At 45.2% G+C, this 6755-nt stretch carries 10 protein-coding genes; 5 read left to right on the top strand and 5 right to left on the bottom strand.

Going from position 1 to position 6755, the window contains the following annotated elements; translation table 11 throughout:
* Positions 1-180 precede the first annotated feature (180 nt).
* Together Q0V82_RS12545 and Q0V82_RS12540 are read left to right on the top strand one after the other, a co-directional pair.
* Positions 181-717, top strand: coding sequence for a hypothetical protein (locus Q0V82_RS12545; RefSeq protein ID WP_297576245.1), 537 nt, complete (start codon positions 181-183; stop codon positions 715-717).
* Positions 718-796: 79 nt separating this feature from the next.
* On the top strand, positions 797-1621 hold the full coding sequence (locus Q0V82_RS12540; protein WP_297576242.1) for a hypothetical protein: 825 nt from the start codon (positions 797-799) through the stop codon (positions 1619-1621).
* A gap of 205 nt (positions 1622-1826) precedes the next feature.
* Here Q0V82_RS12540 and Q0V82_RS12535 read toward each other — a convergent pair whose 3' ends face one another.
* The 5 genes from Q0V82_RS12535 to Q0V82_RS12515 form a co-directional block, all read right to left on the bottom strand.
* A complete protein-coding gene (locus Q0V82_RS12535) occupies positions 1827-2081 on the bottom strand; it encodes a pyocin activator PrtN family protein (RefSeq protein WP_297576240.1) in 255 nt (84 codons plus the stop codon).
* Between the two features lie 14 nt (positions 2082-2095).
* On the bottom strand, positions 2096-2323 hold the full coding sequence (locus Q0V82_RS12530; protein WP_297576238.1) for a hypothetical protein: 228 nt from the start codon (positions 2321-2323) through the stop codon (positions 2096-2098).
* A gap of 85 nt (positions 2324-2408) precedes the next feature.
* Positions 2409-2585, bottom strand: a complete 177-nt coding sequence (locus Q0V82_RS12525; RefSeq protein ID WP_297576236.1) for a hypothetical protein — start codon at positions 2583-2585, stop codon at positions 2409-2411.
* A gap of 320 nt (positions 2586-2905) precedes the next feature.
* Positions 2906-3982 carry a putative phage abortive infection protein gene (locus Q0V82_RS12520; RefSeq protein WP_297576235.1) on the bottom strand — a complete coding sequence of 359 codons (1077 nt, stop codon included), beginning with the start codon at positions 3980-3982 and terminating at the stop codon, positions 2906-2908.
* A 38-nt stretch (positions 3983-4020) separates the two neighbouring features.
* Positions 4021-4737, bottom strand: a complete 717-nt coding sequence (locus tag Q0V82_RS12515) for a S24 family peptidase (protein WP_297576234.1) — start codon at positions 4735-4737, stop codon at positions 4021-4023.
* A gap of 55 nt (positions 4738-4792) precedes the next feature.
* Between Q0V82_RS12515 and Q0V82_RS12510 the strand changes: the two genes are divergently transcribed.
* The 3 genes from Q0V82_RS12510 to Q0V82_RS12500 all read left to right on the top strand — a co-directional run bounded on the left by Q0V82_RS12510 (position 4793) and on the right by Q0V82_RS12500 (position 6743).
* Positions 4793-5080 (top strand): YdaS family helix-turn-helix protein, encoded by a 288-nt coding sequence (locus tag Q0V82_RS12510; protein WP_297576233.1) that lies wholly within the window; start codon positions 4793-4795, stop codon positions 5078-5080.
* Between the two features lie 122 nt (positions 5081-5202).
* The gene (locus tag Q0V82_RS12505) at positions 5203-5736 is read left to right on the top strand and encodes a phage regulatory CII family protein (protein ID WP_297576231.1); all 534 of its coding nucleotides are present in this window, start codon (positions 5203-5205) and stop codon (positions 5734-5736) included.
* Positions 5733-6743 (top strand): hypothetical protein, encoded by a 1011-nt coding sequence (locus Q0V82_RS12500; protein WP_297576229.1) that lies wholly within the window; start codon positions 5733-5735, stop codon positions 6741-6743. The genes Q0V82_RS12505 and Q0V82_RS12500 overlap by 4 nt, the downstream gene beginning before the upstream one ends.
* The last annotated feature ends 12 nt before the right edge of the window (positions 6744-6755 follow it).

Genomic DNA, 6755 nt, shown 5'->3' with positions numbered 1-6755 from the left:
CAAGCGCTATCCGATACGAAAAATCTACAAAACAGACCTTAAGTGAACGGCATTAGTAACTATAGGTAGGCTTTTTGCTCATGAAACACTTTATTAACGGTGGCGTGATTACCACCTAAGTTGGTGTCCGAAATCATTAATCCACAATAGACCCAAGCGTTATACATTCGGGTGCCGAACATGTTGCCGATGAAAGACATAATTGCCATCGTTAGCTTTGGGCAATACTTGCACTGGGCACAGATGCAATATGACCATTACCAAAGTTTCACGGAAAGCAGCTCTGATGCGGACTTCGTAGGCGCTTTAGCGCATTGGCTTGCATCGCTTTACGTAGTTGTTGAAGGCTGGCAAGAGTTGGAAAAGTGCGACCCTGCTATTTCCAATCTCATTTCAAAGTACGACGACTACTATCAATTGATACGCCGATTTAGGAACGCTGTTTACCACTTTCAACCTAAGCCGATGAGCGAAAAGATTACTGATTTTCTAGGGACGAAATCTGAAGGCCATGCGTGGTCTTATGCGCTTCTCTTCGAATTTAAGCGATTTCTCGTGCTCACAGTTCCAGATGACGCAATCGGCGAAGAAATGAAGCTGGCGATCGGCTGGTGGCCAAAAGACTTTCTTGTTCTGGTTAAGGCCGTAAGAGGCGATATATACGGAGAAATTAATCCTGCAATGAATTTCTTATCGCGCATATCGCAAAATGCATAACACTTCGATCGAGGAGCGGCTTCGCCGCTGGAACCTTGTGCCAGCCCAGCCGCTCCTCACCTTAACGTTGGATCTTCAAATGAACAATATCCAAGAAACAAAAAATCTTTATCTCCTAGATAGAAATGTTATTGATTTGATAAAAGATCTTAATTCAGGAAAGCATATAACTTGTAACAAGAAAATATTAATGAAGAATTTTCTGAGTGAAATTGATGTGGAAACATCATCAATAAGCCCAATACTTTCTCTAGTAGAAGGGCAAAAAGGAAGGAGTGAGACATTTCTTGAAAAATATAGCGTTACAAAAAAAGAAACATGTGAAATTAATAATTATTTTAAGCGTGCTAAAACAGATAAAGAATACATGCACGCAAATATATTGGACTTTTCAAAAACTTTTACCGAATCTAGAGAGTCAGGGTGGGATAATTTAGAGAAGTTCCTCGTGTATTCGTGTAAGCTAATTGGAGGTGGAGTTGAAAAAGGCAAAAGACAATATGTTAAAGAGAAAATATTTGCATGCTCTGCTTACAACAATATTCCTAAAACACATCTAGCGGTTGTTTTGTCATTGGCTAGCCTCTATGGAAGTGAGGCCGCTATAAAAGTGCTTAAGCCAAGTAAAATTGAGTCTGTGCTATACAATGTAATAAATGATATTTACGTACTTTCCAGAGTTAATCTCATAAGGGCAATCGCTCTTTCTCAAAATATGCTTGGAGTAAATATTCAATATATAACTAGAGACGAGGGTTTGCAGAAAGTTCTGAGTTGCATTCAGGTCGTCAGCGTCGAACTTTCTGAAAATGGAGTTCAGCAGAATATTAAGTATCGCAAGGAGCTATTTCCTCATTTAACAAGAGGAGAGTACATAATGTTATTGGAAGAGTTATGTTCCTAGGATATTCAACTCTAATATGTCGCTCAAGTTCGCGCGGCTCAGTCGCTGGCCAGCCCCAACCGGCGTATGCCTTGCGCTTGGGTCTGCCCCTTAGCTCGGCGTCAGATGAATTGTAGTGGCATAGTTTGGCCATCAATAAGTTGGTTTAGATTGAACGCACAGGGCGATTAGATGAAATATTAGATATTTTTTGCTTATTAATAATTCAAAGCTGGCTTCGTTGCCAGCTTTTTTGTGCCTGCTCGGCTTGTTGGTCGATCCAGTTGGCGAGGTCTTCGATGCGGACGAAGCGTGGGGCTTTGGCGCTGTCGGTAAGGCGGATGGCGGGGAAGGGTAGTTTGTTGCGGGCGGCTTGCTCGTTGACTTCGCGTTTGCCGAGGCCAAGGTAATCCGAGCCAACGGTTTCCAGTGGGATCAGCGGTTTTTGGTAGCAGGCCATCAGGGCGAACGCGGTATTCATTGTGTGTTTCCTTGTTAATTTGTGACAAGCTGCGGCGCGTTGTTGTGGGCGGCTTGTTGCTTGCGGTAGATTTTGATTTGCTGCGCGGTCATCGCTTGCACTTCGCGGCAGCCGCAATACGGGCAGGCGGTGCGCTGATTGGCTGCATTGGCCAACGGTTGCAAGCGGCCTGTTTCATAGCCGCGCCATGTGCAGCTGCGGCTGGTACATTTGATCGGCGGTGTCTCAACTGGCTGGGTCATTGCGTGATGCCTTGCTTCAGTAATAAAACCATGATGCAGCCTGTAGTCCAGAGCGCGGCGAGTAGTAGGCCGAGGGCGAGTTCTTTTAGTGCTTGCATGTGCGCTGCGCCCAATACAATCCTGCACGATCATCCGCCGCCGTAATCCGCCAGCCGTGGGTGGTGAGAAAACTCAATAAAACATAATCATCAGAAAGATCCCGTACCAGTTGGCGCGGGGTGGTGGCATTCGCCGTGGGGCGAGGTGCTGCTGTGAGTTGCATATCGGCTCCGCAAGCTCACTGGATAGCGAGCATTGTGCGCAGCGGAAGCATCTATGCAGAAGGCCAATCACCAAACCGGCACCGCTGCGCTGGTGGTGATGTAGGTAAATGTACCTTATGGTATCTATTTAAACAATACCTATTGGTAATTGTTTTTTGGGTGGCGCATAAAAAACCGCCCGAGGGCGGTTGGTTTGCGGATTGAAGTTTGGTGTACTTGTGCGGTTTACAACATCTATGTAGTGCATGCAGTGTTTGCAGTGTTTGCAGTGTTTGCAGTGTAAATTTTCGCTGAGCAATCTAATTGCTGCTTTAAGTGGTTACTCGGCACTTGATTTATTTCTTTTCTTTAATCGTGATGACATTTTTTTGATTCTTTCGATGCGGATATGAACTGATAATTCATGAAGCCTAACTCTATCAATTTCTTCGAAGTCTAGGAACGCGTTGGGGTTGTATAACTCATTTTTCTTACAATAATAAAATGTATTTTTATATGTTTTTAACATTGAATACAGCTCAACATAAGATTTTAGGCCATCGCCATCTTTAGTTAGGCAGTTCGAAAAAAGAAGTGCTACCTCATGACTTGAAAGTTGTGCTCGAAGAAGATTTGAATATTGACGACGGCGTGAATATGCCTTCGCAAATTGATTTACTTTCTCATTTTCAGATATTTGCCTAACCACTTCTCCGTCATCACTTGCAGTATCATAGGAATCTATAATTTTCAAAATATGATAAAGATTTCTAAAGTAGTGTCCTAGTATCGCTTCATGCTTTGTGTGGAAAGATTCAAAGCATTCGATCAAGCCAACATCAGTAGGTTCGGTTCTGGATAAGATATTTTGATACAAATCATTAGATAGTGTTTTAAATGCATCTCTTCCTTTTTGTCCATTATAAAATATTTCATTAAGAATATTTCGATGTGCTTCTAGTAGACCGAAAAATGTTGTGTCGAAAAGTTGCCGCTCGAACGTTTTGGCTTGATTTCGTTGAATTTTGTTCGTTGTTGCAACTTCATCACGTGCTAGTTTTAGCTCTGCACGTTGTATTTTTATGCTATATAAAATGGCCATTAAGGCGGTAAAACTTAAAAGCGGATTAAGTATTCCACCAAAAAAATCGCCTAGTTGTCCCCAATATTGGAGTTGTCCTGAATTGGTAATTTGTAATATTGGAATGTTTTGTCCAAGTTGAAATTTTATAAAAATTATTGATAAAACTGCGGTTACTAAAATGCTAGCAAAAACTAAAATTATCCATAATGACTTGTCGTTGTCATTGTTGCGTTTGTTTTGAATTTTTTTTGATTCTTTAAGTAATTTATTAAGTTCTGAAATTGAATTTAAAGTAGTTATCTTGTTTTTTAGGTTCGTAAAAATATTGTTCATAATGGCTGATTCAATTTTTTAATTTTAATATGACAAAATCAAAGTCCACCGCCACGCCAAACGACGCGGCCGATGATGTTTAGGTCGTGGCCAGGTGGTACGTTAATGTCGGGGTAGATGGCTTTGTTGGTGTTGTCGCTGCGCAGCAGCGTCGCGCCAAATTCTTTGGTGATGCGTTTGATGATGACTTCGTCATCCATAAGTACGGCATAGACTTCGCCCGATTTGAATTGTTGGTGGGCTTGGTCGACCAGTACCACGTCGCCATCGTAAATGGTGGGGCTCATGCTGTCGCCAGAGGCATAAATTACACAAGCATCGTATTCGCTGATGCCCAGGCGATTGAGCCAACTGCGTTTAAACGATAGCTCGCCAATGACTTCTACGTGATCGTTATAAAAGCCTGTACCGCATGCGCCTTTGGTGCTGTATTGGGGTATTAGTGCGTAGTCATCTTTGGATGCTGGACGCGGATATATACCTTGCTCTTTCTCTGTAGGTTCAATATCTAGATCAATTGCTTGGACGTTTGCTGGCGGTAAATCCAGTGCCCCATTGATTAGGCCTAGTTTTAATTCAATTTCTCTGGCGAGCTTTTCTCCGATGTTGCGGCGATGCTCTGCTTTACCAGTGAGGCATCTGGAAAGGTAGGCAGGTTGCTTATCGATTTGATTTGCAAGGTGCGCGATAACGCCACCGAATCGATTATCGATTAGGTGTCTTAGGTTTTGCCGGCGAGTTTCAAAGATATCCATAGTTGTTAATTTATCTTGTGCTGTACCTAATGGTAAATGCCCTGTAGGTATTGCTATGATGATTACCTTTTGGTATTGTTCGGCCATGGACATCAAATCATATATCTCAATCGAGAAAAGTCGAGCGGCTGTTTTGGCGGATGCAATTGGTTCGACAGTGGCCTACATCAAGCACCTAGCGGCTGGCCGTAAGCGTTGCGGAGAGTCATTGGCGATCGAAATTGAAAAATATACCCATGGTGAAATTCGCTGCGAAGAGCTACGCCCCGATGTGGATTGGGCGTATCTGCGCGGTACGGCAAAAACGATTGCTACTGTTTCCTCATCAGTCCCATCTGCATAGGGGCTGGTTTTGGCCGGCCTCTGTGGGGCTGGCTTTTTTTATTCATGCGGGATGCAACAACTGCATCTTAGCGGTTTGGCGGGGCGCGGTCTGCGCACAGCTTTTGAGTGGGGGTGGGTGAAATGGATCACACCGTATTGGCGGCAAGCGTGATTGAGGCGGCGCGGGCAGACTGTGCTTTGTGGCGTGGCGGGCAAGAAGATTTAAGTCGCGTGGTGACAGGCTATCCGCAAACATTGCGGCATAAGTTAACCGGGCATAACCGCGCAGTTTTGGGCGTGGATGACGCGTTGAGCGTAATGGAATTAACCAATGGCCGAAATATTATCGCGGCGATGGCGCGGCAACTGGGTGGGGTGTTTATTCAGCTGCCAGCGGTGGGGGCGATTGAGGATAACGAAGATTTGATGCTGTCATTTTTAGAGGCCAGCGCGGCCTTGGGTGAATTGGCGCGCAAAGCGCAAAACGCGGTGGGTAATGATGGCCATGTCGATGTGCATGAGCGCAGCGGCTTATTAAAGTCGGCACATGAATTACACGGCAAGGTTTTGCACTATTTAACCTTGCTTGATCGAGTGTATGGCGACGCAGAAGTTCAAGCCGAGATTCGTAAAAGCGAGCGGACGGGCATGGCGAATCAAGTGGGGATGCAATGAGTCGATTCTATTTAACAGACCTCGAAATGGAGGCGCTGTATGGCTTGCGCCCAGGGGCATGGTGTTTGTATGTGGTGCTACGTCGGCGCATGAATTTCAACAATGGCGAAGTGGGGCGCAAGCCTTTACTAAGCCGATGGGCATTGCGTGAAGCATTGTATGTAGAAGGCAAGCGTGGTCGACCTGCCAGTGACAGTGGAACGCCTTCGGAGCAAACCGTACGTGGTTATGAAAAAGAGCTCTTGAACGCCGGATTGATTGCATATCGCTCGGTCCCAGAGCAGAAGCAATTAATCTTTTTCTTGCCGATGGCCGAAACCAATCAATCACGTATTCAGGAGGTACAACAGGTTTCATGCGAACTACAACAGACCCAGCCACAACAGGCGCAAAGCCAATCCCCACAAGGGTTTGCCGATGAAATACAACAGGAGCTGCAACACCAAGAAACGGGCGAACTGCAACAGACATCGGAGAACGGTGTGACGGGTAAAGCTTTAAACCCTTTTTCCATAGCATTTTCATCATCATCTGAAACATTGGTTAAGGAGAAATCGCTGATCGATGATGAAAAAAATAATATTGAAAATGAAAACCAGACCATTTCGCTTGGCAATATGGCAAAGGTACCTGCGGTTCCCGAGCTGATCGGGCAATGGCGCTTAGTGGCCATACAGGCAGGGTTTAGTGCGACACAAGCAGGTAGTGGCAAAGCCGTAGCGATGTATCAACAATGGATCGATATGCGGGTTTCGCAAGCTGAATTTGCTGCCGCCATGCTGCGAGCTAAAGCGGCGGTGGGCATACCCAATGCGGTGGTGTATCTGGCTGCAATCGTGAATCAGGTGCGATCGGACGGGGTAGCGCCAATGATGGCCGCCGCTGCTGAGGTTCAATTTAGCGGGGATAAAGCATGGTTCAGCACGAAGGCGTATCCCGTCGGCGATAAAGCCAAAGCGGCACCGTATTTGGCGCAATTGAAAGAGCGCTTACGGTATGCGCATTGATTGAAGGGCAAT

Source organism: uncultured Deefgea sp. (assembly GCF_947072475.1).
Lineage (GTDB): Bacteria > Pseudomonadota > Gammaproteobacteria > Burkholderiales > Chitinibacteraceae > Deefgea.
Note: the sequence above shows the minus strand (reverse complement) of the source record. Positions and strands in the feature narration are given on the sequence as shown.